The following is a 26,761-nucleotide window of genomic DNA, read 5'->3' on the forward strand; positions in this document are numbered from 1 at the left end:
GAGAGAATAAGAGCATTATCGCACCCTGATTCTGCCACGCAAGGTGAAGGCTTCTTTGCCGCTTGGTTAGCGGTAGCGAAGCTGGACGCCCGCCTGGCCCTGTACATCTCGCAGCGCTAGTAATAAATCATCGCTAGGCGCAACTTTCCACTCATCGCCAAGCTCAAGCCAAGCCACTGCTGCTGGATGGCGGTACTGCAGCCGCACGGGCAGCCCCGCTTCATCGCGGTATGGCGTAAGGCTATCACGCAGGCTCTCAACTAAACGGCCGTTGATTTGCTCAGCGTCTAGGGCAAGCTCAACCGCCTGACCATAGCGAATCCGCGCCGTCACCATGGGCGTGACGTCTTTACCGCGCAGGCGCAAACCGCCAGAAAATTCGTCGCTGGAGACTTCACCTTCAACAATTAACACCTGATCGGACTCAATCTGGCCGCGCAACTGCTCGAACACCTCACCAAACAACGAGGCCTCAATGCGTCCGGTGCGGTCATCCAAGGTGATAAACGCCATGGTATCACCACGCTTGGACTTCATCGTGCGCACGCCAACCACCAGCCCTGCCACACGCTGAGGATCGCGAGAAGGTTTTAAATCGCTGATGCGAGTGGAAACAAAGCGCTTTAACTCACGCTCGTACTCATCAATCGGGTGACCGGTTAGGTAAAGCCCTAGGGTATCTTTCTCCCCCGACAACCGCTCACGATCGGTCCACTCCCGGGCGCTGAGATACTCGGCGTAAACGTTGCTATCGCTGTCGTCAGTTTCAGCGAACGCATCGCCAAACATGTCCAGCATGCCCAGATTCTGATTAGTATGATTCTGCGCAGCGGCTTTTAGCGCGTCTTCCATCGCTGCGAACAGCACCGCACGATTAGGACCTATCGTATCGAGTGCACCGGAGCGAATCAGCGCCTCCAGGGTGCGCTTATTCATCCGTTTAGGATCCATACGCCGGCAAAAGTCGAAGATATCCTTAAACGGGCCGTCTGCCTTGCGGGCATCAACAATGGCACCAATAGGCCCTTCGCCCACACCTCGGATCGCGCCCAGGCCATAAACAACGCGCGCGTCCGTATCCACCGTGAATTTGTAGCCCCCCACGTTGACGTCTGGGGGCGTCACCGTGAGCTTAAGATTGCGACACTCTTCAATCAGCGGCACCACTTTATCCAGGTTGTCCATTTCGGTGGACATGACGGCCGCCATAAAGGGACCCGGATAATGGGCTTTCAGCCAAGCGGTTTGATAAGACACCAGCGCGTAGGCAGCCGAGTGCGACTTGTTAAAGCCGTAGCCGGCGAATTTTTCTACTAAGTCAAAGATATTACCGGCCAGATTCTTATCGATACCGTTGGCGGCACAGCCATCCATAAAGCCGTCGCGCTGCTTAGCCATTTCTTCGGGTTTTTTCTTACCCATGGCGCGGCGCAGCATATCGGCCTGGCCAAGGCTGTAGCCTGCCATGACCTGAGCGATCTGCATGACCTGCTCTTGGTAAAGAATAATACCGTAGGTAGGTGCCAGCACCGGCTTAAGCAGTTCATGCTGGTAATCCGGGTGCGGATAAGAAACTTCGGCCCGGCCGTGCTTACGGTTGATAAAATCGTCGACCATGCCCGACTGGAGAGGCCCAGGACGGAACAGGGCCACCAGGGCAATCATATCGTCTAGTGAGTCGGGCAGCAGGCGCTTAATCAGCTCCTTCATGCCACGCGATTCAAGCTGGAACACCGCGGTGGTTTCGGCGCGCTTTAGCATTTCAAAGGTCGGCGCATCGTCCAGCGGAATGCTGTCGATATTCAGCGCCCCCTGACCGTTAACGCTACGCACCTTATCGACCATCTCCAGCGCCCAGTCGATAATCGTCAGCGTACGCAGACCCAAGAAATCGAATTTGACCAGGCCCGCTTCTTCGATATCGTTTTTATCGAACTGGACGACGAGGCCTGAGCCGTCTTCATCGCACAGCAGCGGTGAGAAATCGGTGAGTTTGGTCGGCGCGATTACTACGCCACCCGCGTGTTTGCCGGTACCCCGCGTGGTGCCCTCTAGCTTGAGCGCCATCTCCCAGATTTCTTCGGCCTCTTCGTCGTTGCCGATAAACTCTTTAAGCGCTGGCTCTTGCTCAATCGCTTTGGACAGCGTCATACCAACTTCAAAAGGGATCAGCTTAGAGAGCTTGTCGCCCAGCGAATAAGGTCGGCCCTGAGCGCGAGCAACATCGCGCACCACGGCCTTCGCCGCCATGGTGCCGAAAGTAACAATCTGCGAGACTGCGTTACGCCCGTAGCGCTCGGCCACGTACTCAATGACTTTGTCGCGTTTTTCCATGCAGAAATCGACGTCAAAGTCGGGCATGGAAACACGCTCAGGATTCAAAAAGCGCTCGAACAGCAGGTCGTAGCCAATCGGATCTAAATCGGTAATTTTTTGCGCGTAGGCTACCAACGAACCTGCACCCGAGCCACGCCCTGGCCCTACCGGCACACTGTTATCCTTCGCCCACTGGATAAAATCCATAACGATCAGGAAGTAGCCGGGAAAGCCCATCTGAATAATAACGTTCAGCTCAAATTCAAGCCGATCGCGATAGCGCTGCTCGATCGCTTTGTATTCGTCACTCTCGCGAGGATAGCGCTCAGCGGGAAATAAGAAATCCAAGCGATCCGTCAGGCCATCGTGGGAAACCTTGCGAAAAAATTCGTCCTGCGTCATGCCCTCGGGAATTTCGAACTCAGGCAGGAAAATCTCGCCAAGGCGCACATTGACGCTGCAGCGCTGGGCAATCATCACGCTATTTTCTAGCGCTTCGGGTATATCAGAGAACAGCGACGCCATCTCATCGGGGCTTTTTAGGTACTGCTCTTCGGTATAACGACGCTCGCGGCGCGGGTCGTCCAACGCTTTGCCTTCGCCAATCGCCACCCGGGTTTCATGGGCCCAGTAATCCTCGCGAGCCAAAAAACGCACGTCATTGGTAGCGACTACCGGCGTACCAGTCTCGATGGCTAACTTGACGCTTGCGTGAACACAGGCCTCTTCTAAGGGGCGCCCGGTGCGCACTAGCTCCAGATAAAAACGCTCCGGAAAGGCTGCCTGCCATTCTTTCAACAGCGCTCGCGCATCCTGCTCGTGATCAGATAGCAGGTGGCGACCAATTTCGCCATCGCGAGCGCCGGAGAGCGCAATCAACCCCTCGCTCTGCTCCATCACCCACTGTCTGTCGAGAATGGCGCGCCCCTGGCGCTGGCCGTGAGTCCAGCCCTTAGAGATCAGTTCGGTGAGATTACGATAGCCAACGTCATTCATCGCCAGCAGCGTTATACGGTAAGGATGCGATTCGTCGTGCGGGTTCTGGAGCCATAAATCGCTGCCAATCACGGGCTTTAATCCCGCGCCCTGGGCCGCTTTATAGAACTTTACCAGACCAAATAAATTGGTTTCGTCGGTCAAGGCCAGCGCCGGCATCGCCCGTTCAGCGGTGGTACTGACCAGCGATTTAAGCTTAACCAAGCCGTCAACCAGGGAGTACTCACTGTGCAAACGCAGATGGACAAACGGTACCGTCATGAGACTCTCGCTAACGTCATAATACCCTCAACAAATTCATAACATTCTCGGCAAATAAAGACATTGGCTTAAAGCAGCGCTAGGGTATGTTGATCGCTGATAGCTGACGCTGAACAGGCGCAAAGCTGCGTCGATGTTCGGGTAAAGGCCCATGCGCAGACAGTGCCGCTAGGTGCTCTTTTGTGGGGTAGCCTTTGTGACGGGCAAACCCATATTCAGGATAGCGCATATCCAGCGTCACCATCTGTGCATCGCGCGCCACTTTAGCCAAAATCGATGCCGCGGCGATAGCCGCATGGCGGGCATCGCCTTTTACCACAGCTTGTCCGGGCAACCGGTGACCGGGCAGCTTGTTACCATCGATGAGCAGATACTCCGCCGAAGGCGCCAGCGCATCAATGGCTCGGCGCATAGCTAAGTGAGTGGCGTGATAAATATTTAGCGCGTCCACTTCGGCGGCACTGGCCTCTGCTACCGCAAACGCTATTGCCCGCGCGCGAATCTGCTCATCCAGCGCTTCACGCCGACGCGCGCTTAATTTTTTCGAGTCAGTCAGACCTTCAATCGGATGGGCAGGATCCAGAATGACCGCAGCGGCCACTACGCTGCCGATCAGTGGTCCGCGTCCCACTTCATCGACCCCGGCAAGCCGCTGGCCGCTATAGGCAATCTCTAAAGGCGGATAGTCGGCGTAGTTAATCGTCATAAGCCTCTTCCCATGGCTGCCCTGCTGCCAATGCGCCGAGCGCTTGCGCCGCGCGCCGGCTAGCGTTGCGCTGCAGCGTAGCGTGTATCTCGGCAAAGCGCGTTTCAAGCGCGTAACGGCCCGGTTCATCGGTCAACATAGCACTGAGCTGGTCAGCAATCGCCTCAGGCGAGGCGGCCTCCTGAATCAGCTCAGGCACCAGCGTTTCTTGCGCAATCAGATTCGGCAGCGACACCCACTGAGTTTTCACCAGCCGCTTCGCCAGCCAGTGAGTCACCGGCGCCATTTTGTAAGCGACCAGCATCGCTCGGTGGCAGAGCATCGCTTCAAGCGCCGCCGTACCGGAGGCGAGCAAAACAATATCGCTTGCCACCATGGCTTCGCGGGCTTGCCCCTCTAGCAGGCTAGTGCGTTCCGCGAGCAGCGGATAGCCGGCAAGTAGTGCGCTTATTTCACGACGTCGATCAGGCGTAGCGGCGGGAATAACAACGTACAGCGCGGGATGACGCTGACAAAGCTGCTCGGCAGCGGCCAAAAAAGTAGCGCCTAAAAAACGCACTTCGTTAGCCCGCGATCCCGGCAGCAGAGCCAGCACCGGCGCATCAGCAGGCAAGTGGAGTGCATGTCGCGTAGCATCACGATCATTTTCAAGCGGTAGCTCGTCGGCCAGCGGGTGGCCAACAAACACGACGGGGACTCGATGGGCACGATAAAAAGCAGCTTCAAAGGGCAGCAGAGTTAGCATGCCATCGACTGATTTGGCGATGCCTTTCACTCTGCCCTGACGCCACGCCCAAACGGAGGGGCTAACGTAATGGGCGGTCGTAATACCCGCCTCGCGGAGCTGTCTTTCTAGCCCCAAATTGAAATCAGGTGCGTCGATGCCCAGCATAATATCCGGCTGCCAGGCCAGCGCTTCTGTTTTTAAGGTACGCCGCACACGAATCAGCTCAGGCAGATGCTTGAGCACTTCAACCAGCCCCATGACTGACAGGGTTTCTAATGGAAAACGACTTTCCATACCCTCAGCCTGCATGCGAGGCCCGCCGATACCACGAAACTCAACGCCCGGATGACGCGCTTTCAGCTCGCGCATCAACCCTGCGCCCAGAATATCGCCGGAGAGCTCCCCGGCCACGAGATAAACGCGTTGCAGGGTCATAAAATAACTCGCATGGGCTAGCGGGTAATGCCGCGTGTCGAGCGCTCAATAGAGGCGGCAAAATGCTCGACCTCAGGCAAATCAAAACGGCGGCGCATCTCGGCAAGCGCTTGCTCTGTCGTCAAGCCCTGGCGATACACCATTTTGTAGGCTGCAGTAAGTGCGTTAATCGCTTCGCGACTAAAGCCTCGACGCTTCAAACCTACTAAATTAAGGCCGCGTGCTTCAGCAGGATTACCATTAATCATGATATACGCGGGCGTGTCTTTGGTAATAATCGAGCCACCGCCCGCCATGGCATAATCGCCAAAGTGGCAGAACTGATGTACTGCCGACAAGCCACCTAGGATGACGTGGTCGCCGACGGTGACATGGCCAGCCAAGGTGACCTGATTAGCCAAGATGCAGTCGTTACCAATAACGCAATCATGCCCAACGTGCACATAGGCCATAAATAAATTGCGCGAACCAATCGTGGTTTCACTGCGATCCTGAACCGTACCGCGATGCAGCGTGGCGCCTTCGCGAATTACGTTATCGTCGCCCATCACCAGGCGCGTTGGCTCGCCTGCGTATTTTTTATCCTGGCAGTCTTCGCCTACAGAGGCGAACTGAAAGATACGCGTACGCTCGCCCAGAGTAGTGGGGCCTTTAACCACCACATGAGGGCCAATGACAGAGCCTGCGCCGATAGTGACGTCTGGCCCAATAACACTAAAAGGACCCACCTCAACGTCATCGGCTAGACGCGCCGCTGGGTCGACCAAGGCAGTAGGATGTATCAAGCAACCTTCCTCTCGGCACAAATAATTTCCGCTTCGCAGGCTAGCTCGCCATCAACAGAAGCGCGACAGGCGAATTTCCAGATACCGCGTTTACCTTTGATAACGTTAGCTTCTAACGTGAGCTTGTCGCCGGGCATAACCGGGCGTTTGAAGCGCACTTTATCGCTACCTACTAGATAATAGACGTAGCCATCGGCCGGTAGTTTATTAACCGTTTTAAAGCCAAGAATGCCACACACCTGGGCCAGCGCTTCGATAACAAGCACGCCGGGCATAATCGGATGGTGCGGAAAATGTCCGTTGAAAAACGGCTCATTGATACTAACGTTCTTGTACGCAACGATGGACTCACCGATGGTCAATTCCGTTACTCGATCCACCAGCAAAAACGGATAGCGGTGAGGCAAGTATTCGCGAATTTCATTGATATCCATAACCATCGTAGCGACCTCTAAAATGACAAAAAAACCTGATGAACACCGTAGGGGGAATCAGGTAAATACCAGCACGCCTGCTGGTGAAAAGGCTGTGGATTATACCCCGCTGCTGCCTAGCCTCAAGCTAACGGCGGATAAAATCATTCAGCACTTGTTAATCTCGCTGCTTTTTTTCCAACCGCGCTAAACGCTTGGCGATATCATCGAGCTGCTTAAAGCGCACCGCGTTTTTCCGCCACTGGTTATTGGCCATGGCACCAGTTCCCGAAGAGTAGACTCCGGGTTCATGAATAGAGTTCGTGACCAGGCTCATTCCTGTCACCTGAACGCCATCACAAATGGTCAAGTGGCCAGATAGCCCGACGCCTCCGCCCAACATGCAGTGCTTGCCGACTTTGGTGGAGCCCGCAATACCTACACAGCCCGCCAATGCACTGTGGTCGCCAATAATAACGTTATGGGCAATTTGCACCTGACTATCGATTTTAACGTCATTGCCAATCACCGTATCACCCAGCGCGCCACGATCAATACTCGAGCAACTGCCGACTTCCACATCATCACCCAGCACAACGCCACCCAGCTGAACAATTTTATGCCAGCCGCCACCATCGTGAGCAAAGCCAAACCCATCGCCGCCAATGACACAGCCACTTTGCAGGATCACGTTCTTGCCAATAACGACGCTATGACAGACGGTAACGTTGGCGTGCAGGCGCGTACCTTCGCCGAGCTGGCTATCGGCCCCGACCATACTACCGGCACCAATAACGACACGGTTGCCAAGCACCACTCCTGCTTCTACGACTGCGTGCGCCTGGATAGACACATCGACACCTAGCTGCACGTCATCGGCCACCACCGCCGTCGGGTGAATGCCAATCACGTCACGCGCTGGCAACGGATCAAACAGCTGAGAGAGCTTGGCATAGCCTAAATACGGGTTATCAATTTCCAGACGCGGCACAGGGCAATCTTTGCCATGCTCGGGGTGCAGTAACACTGCCGCCGCCTGGGTCGTCGCCAAATCTTTCAAATAGGCACGGTTCGCCAAAAAAGCCACTTGATCTGGCTGCGCTTCTTTTAGCGTCGCAAGACCGCGTATCGGCTGCTCAGCATTGCCCTTAAAGGCAACGCCTAAGTGGCGAGCAATGTCTGCAAGAGTAAGGTGATGAGAAGCGTGCGTCATGGGAACCCAGAGAAGCTTTGGTGTGGCCAGGCCACACCAAACATCGTTTAAATTTAGTTCAAGCCATCAAAAATCTGAGTGACTTCGTCGGTCAGATTAGGCAGGTCCACACCAGAGTGCAATACGCCTTGTGGCTCAACCAGCACGTCTATGCCGTGACGTTCCAGCACTTGCTCTACGGCTTGCTCTAGCTTGGATTCAGCGCTTTCTAAAAACTGCTGCTCAGAACGCTGCTGCGCCTGCATCACTTCTTGACGAAGCTGCTCAAAACGACTGCCCTTTTGCTGCAATTCGCCTATCAGCGACTCACGCTGGGACTGCCCCATTGTTTCACCTTCGTTTTGCAAGCGCTGCTGGAGCTGCTGGAGCTCGTTGCCAAGAGACTGCGCCTCCCGCTGCTGGCTGCCGATTTGACCTTCCAGACTGCTCAGGGACGCTTGAGCAGACTGGGTATTCATCAACGCTGCTCGCCAATCAAGCACGGCCACTTCCGCCGCATGAGCAGGTAAAATCATCGCGCCCAACAAGCATACAACCGCTGTCAGTTTACGCATTGTGTTAACTCCTTAGGTCACGCTAGTGCGCGCCATCATGGCACGCGACCTAGCAAAATTAGAGCGGCTGCCTCTTAGAGCTCTTAGAACGTTTGTCCCAATGAGAACTGGAAGAACTGCGTATCGTCACCGCTCTCATCATTCAATGGCCGAGCAACACTAAACGTTAGCGGGCCTACCGGTGTCAGCCAAGAAAGGCCAATACCTGTGCTGTAGCGCAGGTCACCTAAATCAACGCCCGAGTTACACTGCTGACGACCGGCATCTTCATCCAGCACATCGTAGCAAGAACTCAGGAAGGTATTACCACCATCTAAGAACAGCGATGTTTGCAGTGCGCGCTGATCTTCAACAAAGGGCAGCGGGAAAATGATCTCGGCGCTGCCTTCGATTGAAACATTACCGCCCAACGTACGATTACGGCCGCCTTCAGAAGATGGCGTCGTGCGTTGGCCTAGCGTATTAGAGGTAAAACCACGCACCGAGCCTAGGCCACCGGCATAGAAGTTTTCATAGAAGGGGAACGGATCGTTGCCGCCTAACGTGTCGGCATAGCCGACATTACCGGTAAATTTGAACGCGAAAGATTCATCAGCGTTGAGCGGGAAAAGCTGCTGGGCTCGCGCACGCAGTTTATAGTATTCCGCATCGCTGCCCGGTACACCGGTTTCTACTGAAAGACGCTGGTAGTTACCATTCGTCGGCATGATACCGCGGTTAAGGTTGTTACGTGTCCAGCTGGCCGTTAACTTAAGGCTTTGCGCGTTTTCACCCTGGTCTTCAACATAGCGGCGAATTTCAGAGGCCGTATCAAAGTAAGTTTTGACCGTTAGATCTTCAACACTGGCGCCAAAGTTAAGCCGCGATAGCTCGCTGACAGGGTAACCGAAGTTAATACCGGCACCGTAGGCATCCGTCGAGAACGTAGAAATATCGGAATCGGCGTAGTCAGTTTCGCGGTAGAAAACATTGTAGCCGCGAGAAATCCCATCGAGCGTCCAATAGGGGTCGGTGAAACCAAAGTTGACGCTGGTAAAGGTATCGCTGCGCTGAGCCCCTACGTTGACCCGATTACCCGTGCCAAGGAAGTTGTTCTGCGATAGGCCTACGCCGTAGATAACGCCGGCACTTTGAGAAAAGCCAACGCTCGCCGACACCGAACCGGAAGGCTGCTCTTCAACGTTATAGGTAACATCCAGCAGGTCCGGCTCGCCAGGGACTGGCTGCGTATCCACTTCTACTTGGCTAAAGAAACCCAGTCGCTCTAGACGCTGACGCGATTGAGTGATGGCATCCGTCGAAGCAGGCGCGCCTTCTAGCTGAATCATCTCGCGACGCAGCACTTCATCTTGAGTGGTGGTATTACCGAAGAACTCAATGCGGCGTACATAGGCACGCTCACCAGAATTAACGGCGATGACCAAATCGACCGTCTCGCCGTCGTCCGACATTTCAGGTACGCCCTGAATATCAGCAAAGGCAAAACCTTCAGCACCCAGCCGCTGGCGCAGGGCTTCAGTGGAGGCATTGACATCGCCACGCGAGAATATCTCACCTTCGTTAACGGTGAGCAGCTGGCGGGCCTCGTTTTCACTGATCTGTAAATCACCCGCAAAACGAATATTGCCAACGCGATACTGTTGACCTTCATCAACGTTTAACGTGATGAAAATCTCCGATTTTTCGGGACCAATCGACACCTGAGTCGAGGTAACGTCAAAGTTGACATAGCCGCGATCCAGATAGTAAGAACGCAGTCGTTCAATATCGCCCGACAGTGCTTCGCGGGAGTACTCATCGCTAGAGAACCAGCCAAAAAACCGCCCTGGCCGATCGTTTAGCTCAAATACTTGGCGCAGCGTTTCGTCATCAAAGGCTTCATTACCAATAATATTGATCTGGCTAATTTTAGCAATTTCGCCTTCATTGATGTTGATATTGACCTGAACGCGGCCTTCATCAATTTCTTCAACTTCGGTATCAATGCTGGCGCTGTAGCGACCCTGAGACTGATAAACGCCTTCCAGCTCGCGCTGAATTTCTTCTAGCGTTGAAAGCTCCAGCACCTGCCCCTCAGAAAGGCCCGATTGGCGTAAGCCATTACGCAGATCATCTTCAGATATCTGATCGTTGCCGTTGATCTGTAGCCGTGCAATGGTCGGGCGCTCAACGACCTGAATAACGAGCACATCCCCCTCACGGGCCAAAGAGACATCGTCAAAAAGTCCCGTTGCAAACAAATCACGAGCAGCGTCAGCCAACTGGGCCTCGCTGACGCGCTCGTTGGCACTAACGGGGAATGCATTGAAGACCGAGGCGGCAGATACCCGCTGTAGTCCTTCCACTCGAATGTCTGAAACATCAAAGGATTGTGCTTGGGCGCCGCTGGCGCCTGCCAGCAAAAGTGCCGCCATTCCAAGGGTCTTGATTTTCATGCAGTCAATTCGCTCGCGTTGGTCTGCCCATCATTCCAGACAGGCACCATATACATTTGTGCAGGCAGATGACAAGGCATCCTGCGCGCTACACGCGTCATTACCACAGGCGCATCAGATCAAAATAGAGGGCCATCAACATTAGGGTGCCAACCATGGCAAGCCCAATGCGCAATCCTACGGCTTGTGTTCTTTCAGATACTGGCCGTCCACGCACGACCTCCATGAAATAATAAAGCAAATGGCCACCATCAAGCACGGGGATTGGTAGTAAATTAAGCACCCCAAGACTGATAGAAAGATACGCTAGAAAGCCAACAAACGCTTCTATCCCCGCACGCGCTGAATCTCCAGACACCTGCGCGATGGTAATCGGCCCGGATAAGTTGGAGGGAGAAATGAGCCCAACCAACATCTTCCGTATGGCATCTACGGTTAATAGCGTCATTTCTCCGGTGCGCGAAAGCGCCTGTCCAACCGCTTCAATAGGGCCATAGCGAATTTCACGCTGGAACTTTGCAGGCCATTCAACCTGCTGCGCGCCGGCACCGATATAACCAATTTCAACCCCCGTATCTAAGCTGTTACGCCCTGGGGTTAAATCTATATTCGACCGTTCGCCGTCTCGCTCGTAGGTGAGGTGCAGCGTTTCACCAGGGCTGCCCCGCACGATATTGACGAAGTGCATCCAATCATCCACCGGCTCGCCATTAATCGCTACCATGGTATCGCCAGCCATAAGGCCCGCCTGCTCGGCGGCCTCGCCACTCACTACTTGGCCTAAAATAGCCGGAAACGCTGGCTGCCACGGCGTGATACCCAGCGTTTCCAACGGCTGCGGTGGGTCCTGACGCACCAAATAATCTACCACCGGCAGCATATAGCGCTGTGAATCGCTCGCCCCTTCGGGCCGTGCCTCAATACTCAGCTCGCCGTTAAAGCCAATGATAGACACTAGCTTTAGATTAACATCTTCCCAGGAGCGCATTTCATCGCCCTGAACAGCGACAATTTCATAGCCCCGCTCAAGCCCCGCCTGCTCGGCAGGGGAATTCGGAATAACGCTTCCCACCATGGGCGCGACGACCGTGGTACCGGCCACAAATAGCCCCCAGTACACAACGATCGCTAGCAAAAAATTAGCGATCGGCCCCGCTGCCACAATAGCAATGCGTTGCCAAACTGTCTTGCGGTTAAACGCCTGGTCTAGTTGATCTTCTGGAACCGGCGCTTCGCGCTCATCAAGCATTTTGACATAGCCGCCGAGCGGAATCGCCGCGATGGCGTACTCGGTGCCTTGACGATCAACCCGGGACCACAAAGGCTTACCAAAACCTACCGAAAAGCGCAGCACTTTGACGCCGCAACGACGCGCCACCCAAAAATGGCCAAACTCGTGAAAAGTCACTAACAGGCCCAGCACCACAATGACCGCTAAAATATTTTGTATCAGGCCCACACTACACTCCTTTACGCCCCGCTCTTAACGACCAGCTCAGCGGATGCTTAAGCGGACCACCTTGTTACCAGCTCAATCGCCTGATGTCGCGCCCACTGGTCGGCTGCCAGTACGCTTTCCACACTGTCAACGCGACCTTCAGAGGGGCGTGAAAGAATTTCTTCTACCAGCTGCCCAATCGCAGAGAAGCCCAGCCGACGCTGCAAAAATGCTTCAACCGCTATTTCATTCGCTGCATTTAATACGGCCGGCGCCAAGCCGCCTTGCTGCATCGCTGCGCGAGCAAGACCTAAACAGGGAAAACGCGCTTCGTCAGGGGCTTCAAAATCGAGCCGTGCCACCTGAAAAAGATCAAGAGTTCCCACTCCAGCGTTAATACGCTCAGGCCAAGCAAGCCCGTAGGCAATAGGCGTGCGCATATCTGGATTACCCAGCTGGGCAATCACTGACCCGTCATGATACGCCACCATGGAGTGAATCACGCTTTGCGGGTGAACCACCACCTGGATTTGCTCAGGCGTTGCATCAAATAACCAGCAGGCTTCAATAAGCTCTAACCCTTTATTCATCAACGTTGCGCTGTCGACTGAAATCTTGCGCCCCATCGACCAATTAGGATGGGCACAGGCCTGCTCTGGCGTTGCGCTATTGATCTCGGCCTGACGCCAGGTGCGAAACGGCCCCCCAGAGGCCGTCAACATAAGCTGGGTAATGCCGTGTTGTGCCAACCCACCGCGGTGCTCCACGGGTAGACACTGATAGATGGCATTATGTTCGGAATCAATTGGCAATAACGTTGCGCCCGAGCGGGAAACAGCCTCCATAAACAGCGCGCCACTCATGACCAGTGCCTCTTTATTGGCCAGCAGCACTCGCTTACCCGCCTCCGCCGCCGCCAGTGCTGGCAGCAATCCTGCGGCGCCCACAATCGCGGCCATAACACAGTCGACACTGGCATCTCGAGCAACGTCACATAGCGCCTGCGGGCCGGCATTGACATCGACCTGCTGCCCAGCTTGCTTAAGTTCACGGCGTAGCCACGCGGCATCAGCGTCGCTATCTAGCACGGCGACCGCGGGTCGATGCACCAAACACTGGGCTAGCAACGCCTCCTTTGACGTGTGCGCAGTTAGCGCGTGAACTGCATAGCGCTCGGGATGGCGGGCAATCACGTCCAGCGTGCTAGTCCCCACAGAGCCCGTCGATCCTAGCACCGTAACTCGCTGCAACGATGATGGCTTAGCTGACTGAATCATAGCGGCAGCCCTTGGACCAGCATTGGGGCAAACCTTGCGACCAAGACCTCGAGATACAGCAGCGCAAACAGCGGGATGGCGGCTGTCAGGCTGTCAATACGGTCTAAAACTCCGCCGTGACCAGGCAGCAGCTGGCTGGAATCCTTGATATTGCGATATCGCTTCAACATACTTTCTAACAAATCACCAAGCACGGAAATCAGAGTGACCAGAGCGGTGATTATGATCAACGCTAATCCTCCCGCGACGCCCAGCGGTTGCCAAATGGCAAACGCTAGTGCCAGTAGCGAGGTTGCCACCAGCCCTCCAATAACGCCTTCCCAGGATTTACCGGGGCTAACGCGGGGAGCAAGCTTGCGCTTACCCCATCGACGGCCGGCAAAATAAGCACCGATATCGGCGGTCCAGACAAGCAGCATCACGAACAATAGCCAAATCGCGCCGCTATCACGCAGCACGTTAAAGCCCACCCAACACGGTAGTAGCACCCATAAACCCATTGCTAAGCGGCGCCCTGTGGCTTGCCACTGCGCCCCCGCTGCCGGGTAGCGCACGACCCAGTAAAGGTTTACTAACCAGCCCACTGCGGCTAGCCATAGCGGCCAAACGGCAAATACCGCGCCACTAAGCCACATACCCGCCATCAGTAAGGCTAGAGCGGCTACCAGCTGTAAGCGGGCACGCTGGCGAGTAACGCCGGCTAAATTGGTCCACTCCCAAGCGCCAAGCAGAACTATCAAGGCTGTAAACAGCGCAAATGCACCGCCTTGTAATCCGAACAGGCCGATTAGCGTAAGAGGCGCTAACCAAGCTGCGGTGATAATCCGCTGTTTAAGCACCTTGCGCCTCAATTTGTTCGTCTGTCATACCAAAGCGACGACGACGCTGACAGAAGTCGTTTAACGCCAAATCAAAAGCGTCTGCGCCGAAATCAGGCCATAACAGAGGTGAAAAGTGCAGCTCAGCGTAAGCGAGCTGCCAAAGCATGAAATTTGATAGCCGCTGCTCTCCGCTCGTCCGTATGCACAGGTCGACCGGCGGCACTCGCTCGCTCCCCATCGCTGCATCGAAGCAATCTTCATCAATGGCGGAAGGTGCTAAGTCACCGGCGGCGACCTGCTCAGCTAAAGCACGGGCCGCGCGAGCGATCTCCCACTGCCCACCATAGTTGGCGGCAATAACTAAATGCATACCAGTGTTGTGCGCCGTTAGCGCCTCAGCACGCTGAATATGCTTTTGGATAGCATGAGAAAAACCACGCTCCTCGCCAATAATCGACAGCCGGACATTGCGCTCATTGAGTTTTTTGACTTCACGCTTAAGCGCCATTAAAAATAGCTCCATCAGCGCGTTAACCTCTGCTGCTGGACGTTTCCAATTTTCGCTGGAGAACGCGAACAGACTAAGCGTTTTCACCTCACGCTCAGCGGCCCGCTGAATCACCGCACGAACCGCTTCAACGCCTGCGCGGTGCCCACGCACGCCAGAAAGCCCGCGCGCGCGCGCCCAGCGGTTATTACCATCCATAATGATGGCAACATGGGACGGCATAGCCTCCCCATCCAGGGAAAGAACGCTGGCATCGTCCGGTTGTTTTTTGGGAAACTGCGGTGACGTCATGGGTTCTCGCGCCAAAGTTCAGTCATAAAACACCCGCCAGAGCGTCGACAAACGGGCAGCTAACGCTGCCCGTCATTGAATAAAACACAGAATTATACCTGCATAAGATCCTGTTCTTTTGCGGCCAACGCTTTATCGACTTCAGCGATATATTTGTCGGTCAATTTCTGAACCTCATCTTCACCTTGACGCTGATCGTCTTCGGTAATGTCTTTTTCTTTTAACAGCGACTTAAAGTCACCGTTGGCATCACGACGCACGTTGCGCACGGCAACACGGGCATTCTCTGCTTCGCTGCGCGCCTGTTTAATGTAAACCTTGCGGGTTTCTTCGGTCAGCATCGGCATCGGAACACGAATGACGTTACCCGCGCTGGCCGGATTAAGGCCAAGGTCAGACGTCATGATGGCTTTTTCGATCTTCTGAATCATGCCCTGTTCCCACGGTGCAATGCTCAGCGTACGAGCATCTTCAACGTTCACAGAGGCTACTTGGGTGAGCGGCACCTGGCTACCGTAATAATCAACGGTGACCGCGTCCAGAATGCTCGGATGAGCGCGCCCGGTACGAATTTTATTGAAGTTACTATTCAGCGCCTCAACGCTTTTCTTCATGCGCGATTCGGCATCTTTCTTAATATCGTTGATCACGTCATTACCCTCTATATATCAGCGTGCCTTCCTTGCCCCCCACCACCATATTCAGCAGGGCACCAGGCTTATTCATATCAAACACCCGCACCGGCATATTATGGTCACGTACCAGGCAGATAGCGGTCAAATCCATAACGCCCAGCTTTTGATCTAGGGCGTCGTCGTAAGAAAGCTGGTCATACTTAACAGCATCCGGGTGTTTTACCGGATCTTTATTGTAGACGCCATCAACTTTGGTCGCCTTGATCACCACGTCAGCATCCACTTCAATGCCGCGCAAACAGGCAGCTGAATCAGTCGTAAAGAAGGGGTTACCCGTTCCCGCCGAGAAAAGCACAACGTCGCCGGAGGTTAAGTAGCGAATGGCAGTGCGCCGATCGTAGTGCTCAACCACACCGCTCATCGGGATAGCCGACATAACGCGCGAACGAATATTGGAACGTTCGAGTGCATCACGCATGGCCAGCGCATTCATGACGGTGGCCAGCATCCCCATATGGTCGCCAGTCACACGATCCATACCGGCCTCACTGAGCGCGGCGCCGCGGAACAAGTTTCCGCCGCCAATCACGATACCCACTTGCACACCAATACCCACCAGCTGACCGATTTCCAGCGCTAGGCGGTCAAGCACCTTAGGGTCAATACCAAAATCGTGTTCACCCATCAGCGCTTCGCCCGAAAGCTTGAGCAAAATACGTTTGTATTTTGACTTCGAACTCTCAGCGTTGCCTTTGCTGGGTGCGACGTAAGGGGTCGGCTCTTGAACATCACGTGACATGGCATCTCTCCTGAGGCAGGCCTGAACACAAGCAGGCGGGGCAGCCCTGATTTGTACAACCATCCGTTGCACAGGAACCAATTACAAGGGCCGGATACGCAAAGGCGTGCGCTCGCGCGCACGCCATCTTCTTCTTGAAACCTCTGACCCTAGCGACGGCCAGCCTGTTCCATAACTTCTTTAGCAAAATCGACTTCTTCTTTCTCGATACCTTCGCCTACTTCAAAGCGCGTGAAGCTAACGACTTCGCCACCCGCTGCTTTAACGAACTCAGCGACTGTCTGGTTAGGATCTTTAACAAACGGCTGCTCAGTCAGGCTGTTTTCGGCCAGGTACTTTTTCAAGCGACCCTGCACCATTTTCTCAGCGATCTGCTCCGGCTTACCGGCCATATCCGGCTGTGCCAAGATAATAGCTTTTTCTTGATCAAGCTGTTCTTGGGGCATGTCAGCAGGAAGCGCAACCGCAGGGTTGATAGCAGCCACGTGCATCGCAACATCTTTCGCGACGGCCGCGGTACCGCCAGTCAACACAGTCAGAACGCCAATGCGGCCACCGTGGACGTATTCGCCAACCAGGCCACCTTCTACAGCGTTAACAACGACGGCACGACGTACGCCGATATTCTCGCCAATTTTCTGAACCAACTGCTCACGTGCAGTTTCCAGATCGCCCGCCATTACAGCAGCGACATCTTCGTTTTTAGCGGCGAAGAAACCACCAACGATTTTGTCAGCAAACGAAATGAAGTTGTCATCACGCGCAACAAAGTCGGTCTCGGAGTTGATTTCGACCATTACGCCGTAGCTACCGTCTTCCGCTACGCGCGTAACTACCACACCTTCTGCGGCGATACGGTCGGCTTTCTTCGCGGCTTTAAGGCCTGAATTTTTGCGCAGGTTTTCGATTGCAACGTCGATATCGCCATCGGTTTCGGTGAGTGCTTTTTTACACTCCATCATGCCGAGACCGGTACGTTCGCGAAGTTCCTTGACCTGAGAGGCGCTAATAGCTGCCATGAGAATTCACCTCTGAAATAGTGCTATTGAAGTAGCACTTGAAAATAGTGCTATGAGAGTTAGACGCAACACAGGCGAGTATAGTCAGAATAGATGACCATCATGTATCACTTTGCGTTACGGGGCCTGCTTCGATGAGCTGGCAAATGCGACTCGCCCAGATTATTCATCTGTAGCGCGACAAAGGGGGCATAGCCCCCTTCATCACGATGCGGCATAAATCACCGCATCCACAGCAGCTATTACTCAGCAGCCGTGTTGTCTTCAGCTGCAGCGGCCTCTTCGGTCACTTCAACAAACTCTTGAGCATTGCTTTCTTTGGCACGACCACACGCATCCGCAATCGCTTTAACGTAGATCTGGATAGCGCGGATAGAGTCATCGTTGCCTGGGATCACGTAATCAACGCCATCGGGGTTGGAGTTAGTATCCACCACGCCGATGACCGGGATGCCAAGCTTGTTGGCTTCGTTGATCGCAATACGCTCATGGTCAACGTCGATGACGAACAGCGCGTCCGGAAGGCCGCCCATGTTCTTGATGCCGCCGATAGAACGCTCAAGTTTTTCTTGCTCGCGAGTCGCCATCAAGACTTCTTTCTTGGTCAGCTTCTCGAACGTACCGTCTTCACGCATTGCTTCAAGTTCACGCAGACGCTTAATCGACTGGCGAATGGTCTTGAAGTTGGTCAGCATGCCGCCCAACCAGCGATGGTTGACGAACGGCTGTCCGCTACGGTTGGCTTCTTCTTTAATTACCTTGCTAGCGCTGCGCTTGGTGCCAACAAACAAAATTTTGTTGTTGGATGCCGCCATCTTCTCAACCACATCGACCGCTTCATTCAGTGCCGGCAGAGTGTGCTCAAGGTTGATGATGTGAATCTTGTTGCGCGCGCCGAAGATAAACTTGCTCATCTTCGGGTTCCAGTACTTGGTCTGGTGACCGAAGTGAGCGCCTGCTTTAAGCAGGTCACGCATATTGACGTGAGACATGGTAAAACTCCTCAAACTCGGGTTAGGCCTCCACGCACCCCATGGATCCGACCGTTGACTGCGTTAGACGCTGCCAGCGGCACCCGGGACCATGTGCCGGTGCATGTGTGTTTTTAAGGCTTGACGTTTTTAGTGATTAAGCAAGCAACGCGCCGCTTCGTGGCACACTGCATATTCATTGCCCCGCCCTTCAGTGTGCACCCAGCCAATAAAGAAGCTCGGAATCACGATTGCAGGAAAGCGCGCGGCTTTATACCATAGATCATCGCCAAGATGAAGTCGCGCCCCGTTTGACGGTTTTAAATTGCGCCATCTTCTTTGCCCCTTTTACATTCAAATCGAGTATTCATGAACGTTCCTATCAAAACGCCTTCTGAAATCGAACACATGCGCGAAGCCGGACGCCAAGCGGTCAGCGTCATCGAAATGATCACCCCGCATGTGCAGGCCGGCATCAGCACCGGCGAAATCGACCGCCTTTGCCACGCATACATTGTTAACGAACTAGGCTCAATCCCTGCGCCGCTGAACTACCATGGCTTTCCCAAGGCAACCTGCACCTCGCTGAATCACGTGGTGTGCCACGGCATTCCCGACGATGCCAAGACGCTGAAAAAAGGCGACATCATGAACCTGGATATCACCGTTAAGACCCCTGCGGGTTATCACGGTGACTCCAGCGTTATGTTCATTATCGGTGAGAACATTCAGGGCGAGCGACTAAGTCGCATCACTCAAGAGTGCCTGTATAAAAGCATCGAATTAGTAAAACCCGGCGTGCGCCTTTCTGAACTCGCGCGGGTGATTCAAAAGCACGCTGAAGAAAACGGCTATTCGGTCGTCCGCGATTTCTGCGGCCACGGGCTGGGTGCCGAGTTTCACGAAGAGCCACAGTTTTTACACTACGATGGCTACGCGCCGGATGCCGACATCAAACTCGCGGCGGGCATGTGCTTCACGATCGAACCGATGATCAACGTTGGCGGTTACAAAACCAAAGTATTGCGCGATGGCTGGACGGCTGTCACCAAAGACCGCAGCCTTTCTGCCCAGTGGGAACATACGCTGCTGGTCACTGAGTCTGGCGTTGAAGTGCTGACTGCACGTAGCGAAGAAGACTTCAGCTTTTTGCCCAACTGATGCTTCTACACCACTACCGGTTTGAACCGGACACCTCGCTTTACGACCTGCACGCCTTTCGCGCGGAGCTTGCAGGTTCGCGCTCACCGATTGCCCCGTTTAAGGCGGCCCTGCGCGAGCTACAGGCGCGCCTAGATGACCAGTTCCGTGCCGGTGCGGATATTCGCAACCTGGTGCGCGGCCGCGCCTGGTACCTAGACCAACTGCTGGCAATCGCCTGGGCACTGCAAACGTGGCCCGATGACGGTATCGCGCTGGTCGCGGTAGGTGGCTACGGCCGGGGTGAGCTACACCCTCACTCGGATATCGATCTGCTCCTGCTGCTGGCACAGGACGATGACACCGCTTACCGCGAGCCGCTCACCGCGTTTATCACTTTCTTGTGGGATATCGGCCTTGAAATTGGCCATAGCGTGCGCTCACTCAACGACTGCGAGCGAGAAGCAAAAGCCGATGTGACGGTCATTACTAACCTGCTCGAATCGCGCCTAATCGCAGGCCCCGAAAGCCTGCGTGTCGCCATGCAGCAGCGCTTAAGCGCCAGCAACATTTGGCCCGCCGATCATTTTTTCGAGGCCAAATGGCAGGAACAAATATCTCGCCACTACCGCTACAACAACTCTGAATACCACTTGGAGCCCAACCTTAAAAGCTCCCCAGGCGGTCTGCGCGATATCCAAATGATCGGCTGGGTCGCTAAACGCCATTTTGATACTGAGCAGTACACGGACATCGTGGCCAAAGGGTTTATGAATGATGCCGAGCTGCGCATTCTCAGCCAGGGCCAGGCGTTTTTATGGCAGGTACGCTATGCCCTGCATATGCTCACCGACCGCGCTGAAGACCGCCTGCTGTTTGACCACCAGCGCACTATTGCCGACATGTTTGGCTTTCGCGATACGCCGGAACGCCTGGCGGTTGAGCAATTCATGAAACGCTACTACCGGCATGTCACCGCGCTCGCAGGCCTTAACGACATGCTGCTACAGCATTTTGACGAGGTCATTCTGCGTGGCAAAGAGGCCCTAGAAACCGTCAAGCTCAACGAGCGCTTTGAGACCAAAGGCGGCTACATTCAAGCGCGCTCACGCACCTTGTTTCGCGAGCAACCCGCGGCCATGCTGGAACTGTTTCTTCTCATGGCCCAGCACCCTGAAATTGAAGGGGTTCGCGCAGATACGATCCGGTTGATTCGCGATCACCGCCATCAAATTGACGACCACTATCGTGACGAGCCTCGCCATCAGCGGCTATTCATGGCCATCATGCGCGCCCCTGGCAACGTACCGCGCCAGCTGCGCCGCATGAACCGCTACGGCATTTTAGGCAAGTATCTGCCTGAATTTGGCCGCGCGGTAGGTCTCATGCAGCACGATCTGTTTCATATCTATACCGTCGATGCCCACACGCTGCGGCTGCTTAAGTTTCTGCACGGCTTCCGCAAATCGGACGCCAAGGACGACTTCCCGGTAGCGGCTGCGCTAATACCTCAGCTGCCAAAGCTGGAGCTACTGTGGATTGCCGGCCTGTTCCACGATATCGGCAAGGGGCGCGGCGGCGATCACTCGGAAATCGGCGCTCGCGACGTGGAGCAGTTTTGCCAAAAGCATCACGTATCGCTGCATGACACCAACCTTGTTAGCTGGCTTGTCGAGCACCACCTGCTGATGTCGATGACGGCACAAAAGCGCGACATTACCGATCCTGACGTGATTCGCGATTTCGCTTTAATAGTGCGCAATGAGACCCGCCTAGATTATCTGTATGTGCTCACCGTCGCCGACATCAATGCCACTAACCCTACGCTGTGGAACGGCTGGCGTGCATCGCTGCTGCGCCAACTTCACGCCGAAACCAAGCGCGCCCTGCGCCGCGGCCTGAACAATCCACCGGACCGTGACGACTGGGTACGCGAGACGAAAACAGAAGCGCGTTCGCTGCTACAAACCATTGGCGTCAATCGTGGGCAAATTGACCAGCTTTGGGACTCGCTTGGGGAAGACTACTTTCTGCAGTACGCGCCGAGTGAAATTGTCTGGCAAACCCAGGGCATCCTCAATCACAACCAGTCACCGCTACCGCTGGTACTGATTAGCGCGCCCACAGCAGACATGGCCGAAGGCGGCACCAAGGTGTTTATCCACACCCGCTCGGTGGATGATTTATTCGCCGCCACCGCGGCCGCCATGGAGCAGTTGGGGCTTTCGATTCACGATGCGCGCATCGCCACTTCCCACAACGATTGGACGCTAAATACCTTTATCGTCCTCGATAGCCACAGCCAGCCAATCCGCGATCCTGCGTACATCGAAGAGATGCGCCAGCATTTAGTCGAAGAGCTCGATGACCCTGACGACTACCCCAACATTGTCACCCGCCATACGCCGCGTCAGCTCAAGCATTTCAAGGTACCCACGGAGGTCATTATAGAGCAAGACCCGGCCAACGAGCGCACCCTGCTAGAGCTAACGGCCCCCGACCGCCCCGGCCTGTTGGCCCGAGTAGGGCGTATTTTTATGGAGCAGGACATCGCGCTTTCTGCGGCAAAAATTGCCACGCTAGGCGAGCGCGTAGAAGACGTATTTTTCATTACCACCAAAGCAGGTGAGCCGCTTACTGACCCCGAGCGCCAGCAGCAGCTGCGCGAGCGCTTAATAGAAGTATTAGGGGTTTAGAATGCTCTGCAAGCCCAGTAAGGTTTGAGCCAACACTGGGGCTTGCTTATAATTGTCGGTCTACGCCCGCCACGCCACCAACGGACATATCATGAACGCCGACCTTGACGCCCTGCATCCCTACCCGTTTGAAAAGCTGGCCGCGCTCAAGGCAGCGCTCACCCCACCGGCTGAGATCGCACCTATCTCGCTGACGATTGGCGAACCCCAGCACGCCCCCTACCCCGCAGCGCTGGAAGCCATGGTGGCGCATCAGCTGGAAATGGCCCGCTACCCGGCCACTAACGGCCTGCCTGCACTGCGCCAAACGATTGCTGCCTGGGCAGCCCAGCGTTTTCAATTGCGCGAGCTGGATAGCGAGCGCCACGTAGTGCCGGTTAACGGCACGCGAGAAGCTATCTTCGCCTTTGTTCAGGCGGCGCTGGACCGCACCCGCCCGGCCAAAGTTGCCGTACCCAATCCGTTTTATCAGATTTACGAAGGCGCGACGCTGTTAGCCGGTGGCGAGCCGCTTTACCTGGACTGCACCGCTGAGAATGGCTTTCGACCCGACATTAGCGCGGTGCCCGCCGCCACGTGGCGCGAGGTGCAGATCGTCTTTATTTGCTCGCCGGGCAACCCTACCGGTGCGGTCACGCCTCTTGATGAGTTCAAGCAGCTGATTGCGCTGGCTGATGAACATGATTTTATTATCGCCTCCGATGAATGCTACTCGGAGCTGTATCTTGACGAAGCCGCCCCACCGCCCGGCCTGTTGCAGGCCTGCGCAGAGCTTGGGCGCGACGATTACCGGCGCTGCGTCGTCTTTCATTCGCTTTCCAAACGCTCCAACTTGCCAGGGCTGCGCTCTGGCTTTGTGGCGGGCGATGCGGCATTACTGACGCCCTTTAAGCGCTACCGTACCTATCACGGCTGCGCAATGTCGCTACCACTGCAACATGCTTCTATCGCCGCCTGGCAGGATGAACACCACGTGCGCGCGAATCGCGACGCCTATCGCGAAAAGTTTAGCGCCGTTACCGGTGTACTCGCACCCGTAATGGACTTTCCGGCGCCAAAGGCTAGTTTTTATCTATGGCCTGCGGTACCGGGCGGTGACGACATCGCCTTTACCCAACGCCTATTCGCTGAGCAGCACGTGAGCGTTTTGCCCGGCAGCCTAATGGGCCGTACCGGCAGAAGTGGCAAAAATCCCGGAGCCGGCCGTTTGCGATTAGCGCTGGTCGCTGAGTTAGCGCCCACGCTTGAAGCGGCCCAGCGAATTCGCCAGCTGATAGAGCTCGGTTAACAGTGATTACTCACCGCGCCCTTATTTAACGTTCTTGGAGGTCGTATGCGAACGCTCTACATTATCAATAATTGCGACACTTGCCGTAAGGCACAAAAAGATTTAGAAGCGAAAGGTATTGCCTTTAAAAGCTATGATTTACGCAAAGATGGCCTTTCAGCGAGCTTGCTTGAGCATATCCTGGAGCGCGTAGCGCTAGTGGAGGCAATCAATAAGCGCAGCAAAACCTGGCGCGAGCTTTCCGATGAGGAGAAAAACTACGACGCCAACTCGGCTCGCCAACTGCTGATCAAACATCCGACGCTGCTTAAGCGGCCGCTGCTCGAAGTAGACGACGCCACCATTTTAGTCGGCTATCGCGAGGGCGATTACGACCAGCTACGCGGCTAGCCGCGGCCACACACTGTTTATTTTTACGACCCTTTTCCCTAACCACAGGACGACGACTTATGCTGAGCTTTGCGCTTGGAATCGGCACTCAAAACACTCAGGGCAACTGGCTGGAAATTTATTACCCGGCGCCACTGTTCAACCCAGAAGCGAGTCTGGTGGAGGCCGCGCAACAAGCGCTAGATGCGCCTAAGGGCAATGCCGCCATCAGCTTTCTACCCGAAGACTGCACGCGGCTGGCCAAGGCGTTAGAAGCCGCCGGCCATTCTGCCCAAGCGGAGCTTGCTGAAGCGCTTTCTGCCAGCCAGCGCCCGCTGGTAGCCATGTTCCTGGACACAGACCAAGCTCCGCAAACCGTGCCTGAGGTGTATTTAAAGCTGCACCTACTGTCGCATCGCCTAGTCAAGCCTCATGGCCTCGATCTCACCGGCATGTTTGGCCTGCTGCGCAATATCGCCTGGACCAACGAAGGCGCGATTGATATTGAAGAGCTACCAACGCGCCGCCTGAAGGCGCGCATGGCCGGCCGCGCGCTGTCCGTTGACTGCGTTGACAAGTTCCCCAAAATGACCGACTACGTGGTGCCCACCGGCATTCGCATTGCTGACACCGCCCGCGTGCGTCTGGGCGCTTATTTGGGTGAAGGCACCACCGTCATGCACGAAGGCTTCGTCAACTTCAATGCCGGCACTGAAGGCCCTGGCATGGTTGAAGGCCGTATTTCAGCCGGCGTCATGATCGGCAAAGGCTCTGACCTTGGCGGCGGCTGTTCGACCATGGGCACGCTCTCCGGCGGCGGCAATATGGTTATTAAGGTCGGCGAAGGCTGTTTGATCGGCGCCAACGCAGGCATCGGCATTCCGCTAGGCGACCGCTGCACGGTAGAAGCAGGCCTGTATATCACCGCGGGGTCTAAAATTACGCTTTTGGATGAGCAAGGCCAAGAAGTGGATACCATCGCTGCGCGCGAGTTAGCCGGCCAAGATGACCTGCTATGGCGCCGCAATTCACAAAGTGGCCGCATTGAGTGCCTGACCAATAAAAGTGCGATCGCCCTCAACGAGGCGCTGCATGCCCATAACTGAGCCTGAATCACTGTCGCCCACGCTCACGCTCGCCTTTGAGCTGCTGCGCCGTGCGTCGGTCACGCCAGACGACGAGGGCTGCCAGCCGTTGATGATCGAGCGCTTAGAAGCGCTCGGTTTTCATATTGAGCGCCTGCAGTTTGGCGATGTGCAAAATTTTTGGGCAATACGCGGCCATCACGGCCCCGTCATAGCGTTCGCGGGGCATACCGACGTGGTCCCCAGCGGCCCGCATATCAATTGGCAGCATCCGCCATTTGAACCCTGTATCGACGACGAGGGCATGCTCTGCGGCCGCGGCGCTGCCGATATGAAAGGCAGCCTGGCCTCAATGCTGACAGCGGTTGAGCGTTTTGTTACCCGCTACCCTCAGCACGATGGGCGAATTGCCTTTCTGATTACCTCCGACGAAGAGGGCCCCGCAGTGGATGGCACCCGTGCGGTGGTTGAGCATTTACGCGAGCGCAATGAACGCCTTGATTATTGCATCGTCGGCGAGCCTTCCTCTACTGAGCGCCTGGGCGATGTGATTAAAAACGGGCGCCGCGGCTCGCTCGGCGGCGTACTGCACGTCAAAGGCATTCAAGGCCACGTGGCTTACCCGCATTTAGCGCGTAACCCTATTCATCAAGCGATGCCTGCGCTAACGGCGCTCATCAACGAGCACTGGGACGCTGGCAACGATTTCTTCCCGGCCACCAGCTTTCAAATATCTAACCTTCGAGCAGGCACAGGCGCCACCAACGTGATTCCTGGCGACGTGGAGGTGGTATTTAACTTCCGCTTTTCCACTGAGGTGACGCATGAAGAGCTCAAAACGCGCACACACGCGATTTTGGACCAGCATGCGCTTGAGTATCAGGTAGACTGGACGCTCAATGGCGAACCATTTTTGACTGCAGAAGGCGAGCTTGTCGATGCGGCCATTAAAGGCGTTGAAGCGGTGACCGGCCTGAGGCCCACGCTTTCAACCAGCGGCGGCACGTCTGATGGCCGCTTTATTGCCACCCTGGGCGCGCAAGTGGTCGAGCTAGGACCGCTTAACGATACCATCCACAAGGTCAATGAGCGCGTTCGCGCCAGCGATCTAGACGATTTAAGCCGGATTTACGAAGCCACGCTACAGGCGCTGCTCACACCCGGCGAGGCAACCGTATGATGGAGCGTTACCCCGATATAGAAATTTACCTGAAGAGCATTTCGCTTGACGCACTCAATGCGTGGCTTAAAAGCTCGCTGATAGCACCGCCGCTTAGCCCAGCCGGTAAAGGCCAGTGGAAAACCCGCGGCCAATATCAGGGCGACTGTGTACCGGTTTTATTGGTTGATAGGGCTGCGGATGGGTTTGCTAGCCTTTGGTTTGATAGCAACCTTACCCCCTGGCTAACCGACCAAGACTGCGCCCAGCAGGCAGCCGAAGCGCTGCAAACCGAGGTGCGCTGCTCGCTAGGCGGCTGGCATCCTGGCGATGACCCTGATCGCTTTTGGCAAGTATTCCCGGGCGGCAAAGAAGGTGAAATTGCGTGGCCAGATTCGGGCCGCTGATATCAGGCTCACTAAAC

At 55.3% G+C, this 26,761-nt stretch carries 23 protein-coding genes; 7 read left to right on the forward strand and 16 right to left on the reverse strand.

Going from position 1 to position 26,761, the window contains the following annotated elements:
- Positions 1–66 precede the first annotated feature (66 nt).
- From dnaE to rpsB, 16 genes are all read right to left on the reverse strand, one after another.
- Complete coding sequence (dnaE, locus tag ACT3RP_RS04230) at positions 67–3,573, reverse strand: DNA polymerase III subunit alpha (RefSeq protein WP_483393325.1); 3,507 nt, start codon at positions 3,571–3,573, stop codon at positions 67–69.
- Positions 3,574–3,652: 79 nt separating this feature from the next.
- The gene (gene rnhB / locus ACT3RP_RS04235; RefSeq protein ID WP_483393326.1) at positions 3,653–4,279 is read right to left on the reverse strand and encodes a ribonuclease HII; all 627 of its coding nucleotides are present in this window, start codon (positions 4,277–4,279) and stop codon (positions 3,653–3,655) included.
- Positions 4,269–5,441: a lipid-A-disaccharide synthase gene (gene lpxB, locus ACT3RP_RS04240; protein WP_444672168.1), complete on the reverse strand. Its 1,173-nt coding sequence runs from the start codon at positions 5,439–5,441 to the stop codon at positions 4,269–4,271. Before lpxB ends, rnhB begins: the two co-directional genes overlap by 11 nt.
- 17 nt (positions 5,442–5,458) lie before the next feature.
- The gene (gene lpxA, locus ACT3RP_RS04245; protein ID WP_444672169.1) at positions 5,459–6,226 is read right to left on the reverse strand and encodes an acyl-ACP--UDP-N-acetylglucosamine O-acyltransferase; all 768 of its coding nucleotides are present in this window, start codon (positions 6,224–6,226) and stop codon (positions 5,459–5,461) included.
- The gene (gene fabZ, locus ACT3RP_RS04250; protein WP_096282168.1) at positions 6,223–6,666 is read right to left on the reverse strand and encodes a 3-hydroxyacyl-ACP dehydratase FabZ; all 444 of its coding nucleotides are present in this window, start codon (positions 6,664–6,666) and stop codon (positions 6,223–6,225) included. Before fabZ ends, lpxA begins: the two co-directional genes overlap by 4 nt.
- Positions 6,667–6,817: 151 nt before the next feature.
- Complete coding sequence (lpxD, locus tag ACT3RP_RS04255; protein ID WP_441683987.1) at positions 6,818–7,852, reverse strand: UDP-3-O-(3-hydroxymyristoyl)glucosamine N-acyltransferase; 1,035 nt, start codon at positions 7,850–7,852, stop codon at positions 6,818–6,820.
- Between the two features lie 53 nt (positions 7,853–7,905).
- Positions 7,906–8,406 carry an OmpH/Skp family outer membrane protein gene (locus ACT3RP_RS04260; RefSeq protein WP_096282170.1) on the reverse strand — a complete coding sequence of 167 codons (501 nt, stop codon included), beginning with the start codon at positions 8,404–8,406 and terminating at the stop codon, positions 7,906–7,908.
- 83 nt (positions 8,407–8,489) lie between these two features.
- Positions 8,490–10,841 (reverse strand): outer membrane protein assembly factor BamA, encoded by a 2,352-nt coding sequence (gene bamA, locus ACT3RP_RS04265; protein WP_483393327.1) that lies wholly within the window; start codon positions 10,839–10,841, stop codon positions 8,490–8,492.
- 100 nt (positions 10,842–10,941) lie between these two features.
- Entirely contained in the window at positions 10,942–12,300 is a 1,359-nt protein-coding gene (gene rseP, locus ACT3RP_RS04270) for an RIP metalloprotease RseP (protein WP_441683991.1), read from the reverse strand.
- 47 nt (positions 12,301–12,347) lie between these two features.
- Positions 12,348–13,556: a 1-deoxy-D-xylulose-5-phosphate reductoisomerase gene (ispC, locus tag ACT3RP_RS04275; RefSeq protein ID WP_444672172.1), complete on the reverse strand. Its 1,209-nt coding sequence runs from the start codon at positions 13,554–13,556 to the stop codon at positions 12,348–12,350.
- A complete protein-coding gene (locus tag ACT3RP_RS04280; protein ID WP_444672173.1) occupies positions 13,553–14,395 on the reverse strand; it encodes a phosphatidate cytidylyltransferase in 843 nt (280 codons plus the stop codon). The genes ispC and ACT3RP_RS04280 overlap by 4 nt, the downstream gene beginning before the upstream one ends.
- Positions 14,388–15,176, reverse strand: a complete 789-nt coding sequence (uppS, locus tag ACT3RP_RS04285; RefSeq protein ID WP_441683997.1) for a polyprenyl diphosphate synthase — start codon at positions 15,174–15,176, stop codon at positions 14,388–14,390. Before uppS ends, ACT3RP_RS04280 begins: the two co-directional genes overlap by 8 nt.
- 92 nt (positions 15,177–15,268) lie before the next feature.
- Complete coding sequence (gene frr, locus ACT3RP_RS04290) at positions 15,269–15,826, reverse strand: ribosome recycling factor (protein ID WP_441683999.1); 558 nt, start codon at positions 15,824–15,826, stop codon at positions 15,269–15,271.
- A 4-nt stretch (positions 15,827–15,830) separates the two neighbouring features.
- Positions 15,831–16,610, reverse strand: a complete 780-nt coding sequence (gene pyrH, locus ACT3RP_RS04295) for a UMP kinase (protein ID WP_096282177.1) — start codon at positions 16,608–16,610, stop codon at positions 15,831–15,833.
- 149 nt (positions 16,611–16,759) lie between these two features.
- Complete coding sequence (gene tsf, locus ACT3RP_RS04300) at positions 16,760–17,629, reverse strand: translation elongation factor Ts (RefSeq protein ID WP_441684001.1); 870 nt, start codon at positions 17,627–17,629, stop codon at positions 16,760–16,762.
- Between the two features lie 242 nt (positions 17,630–17,871).
- Entirely contained in the window at positions 17,872–18,621 is a 750-nt protein-coding gene (gene rpsB / locus ACT3RP_RS04305) for a 30S ribosomal protein S2 (RefSeq protein ID WP_235041250.1), read from the reverse strand.
- A gap of 348 nt (positions 18,622–18,969) precedes the next feature.
- Between rpsB and map the strand changes: the two genes are divergently transcribed.
- The 7 genes from map to ACT3RP_RS04340 all read left to right on the forward strand — a co-directional run bounded on the left by map (position 18,970) and on the right by ACT3RP_RS04340 (position 26,744).
- On the forward strand, positions 18,970–19,761 hold the full coding sequence (map, locus tag ACT3RP_RS04310) for a type I methionyl aminopeptidase (protein WP_441684003.1): 792 nt from the start codon (positions 18,970–18,972) through the stop codon (positions 19,759–19,761).
- Positions 19,761–22,436: a [protein-PII] uridylyltransferase gene (locus tag ACT3RP_RS04315; protein ID WP_441684005.1), complete on the forward strand. Its 2,676-nt coding sequence runs from the start codon at positions 19,761–19,763 to the stop codon at positions 22,434–22,436. Before map ends, ACT3RP_RS04315 begins: the two co-directional genes overlap by 1 nt.
- Before the next feature lie 91 nt (positions 22,437–22,527).
- Complete coding sequence (dapC, locus tag ACT3RP_RS04320) at positions 22,528–23,724, forward strand: succinyldiaminopimelate transaminase (protein WP_096282182.1); 1,197 nt, start codon at positions 22,528–22,530, stop codon at positions 23,722–23,724.
- Between the two features lie 45 nt (positions 23,725–23,769).
- Entirely contained in the window at positions 23,770–24,114 is a 345-nt protein-coding gene (locus tag ACT3RP_RS04325) for a Spx/MgsR family RNA polymerase-binding regulatory protein (RefSeq protein ID WP_096282183.1), read from the forward strand.
- Between the two features lie 59 nt (positions 24,115–24,173).
- The gene (gene dapD, locus ACT3RP_RS04330) at positions 24,174–25,199 is read left to right on the forward strand and encodes a 2,3,4,5-tetrahydropyridine-2,6-dicarboxylate N-succinyltransferase (protein ID WP_441684008.1); all 1,026 of its coding nucleotides are present in this window, start codon (positions 24,174–24,176) and stop codon (positions 25,197–25,199) included.
- Positions 25,186–26,358: a succinyl-diaminopimelate desuccinylase gene (dapE, locus tag ACT3RP_RS04335; RefSeq protein WP_483393328.1), complete on the forward strand. Its 1,173-nt coding sequence runs from the start codon at positions 25,186–25,188 to the stop codon at positions 26,356–26,358. The genes dapD and dapE overlap by 14 nt, the downstream gene beginning before the upstream one ends.
- Positions 26,355–26,744, forward strand: a complete 390-nt coding sequence (locus ACT3RP_RS04340; RefSeq protein ID WP_483393329.1) for a hypothetical protein — start codon at positions 26,355–26,357, stop codon at positions 26,742–26,744. Before dapE ends, ACT3RP_RS04340 begins: the two co-directional genes overlap by 4 nt.
- Positions 26,745–26,761 lie beyond the last annotated feature (17 nt).

The organism is Halomonas sp. AOP5-B2-8 (assembly GCF_052376475.1).
Classification (GTDB): domain Bacteria; phylum Pseudomonadota; class Gammaproteobacteria; order Pseudomonadales; family Halomonadaceae; genus Vreelandella; species Vreelandella casei.